Here is a 314-nt window from a genome sequence, read left to right as displayed (position 1 = left end):
CGGTGCCGGCGGCGGCGCTGGTCGTGGCGATCGGCGCGGTGCCGCCCGCGCAGGCGTGGGCCCAGGTCCGGGAGCTGCTGCCGGTCGTCGGGTTCCTGGCCGCCGTCCTCGTGCTGGCGGAGCTGTGCGACGACGAGGGCCTGTTCACCGCCGCCGGTGACCTGATGGCGGGGATCTGCCGGGGCCGTCCCGAACGCCTGCTCGGCGGTGTCTTCGCCGTCGCCGCGCTGGTCACCGCGGTGCTCAGCCTGGACGCGACGGTCGTGCTGCTGACGCCGGTGGCGTTCGCGCCGGCGGCGCGGGCCGCCGCTGCC

General features: G+C 78.0%; 1 protein-coding gene. It reads left to right on the top strand.

The features are described from left to right. A partial coding sequence (locus ACFFNX_RS51110; protein ID WP_378213753.1) for an SLC13 family permease occupies positions 1–314 on the top strand: 314 nt, incomplete at both ends.

The organism is Actinoallomurus acaciae, from assembly GCF_042429965.1.
GTDB lineage: Bacteria > Actinomycetota > Actinomycetes > Streptosporangiales > Streptosporangiaceae > Actinoallomurus > Actinoallomurus acaciae.
The sequence above is the reverse complement of the archived record's forward strand: the minus strand, read 5'-3'. Positions and strand labels throughout refer to the sequence as shown.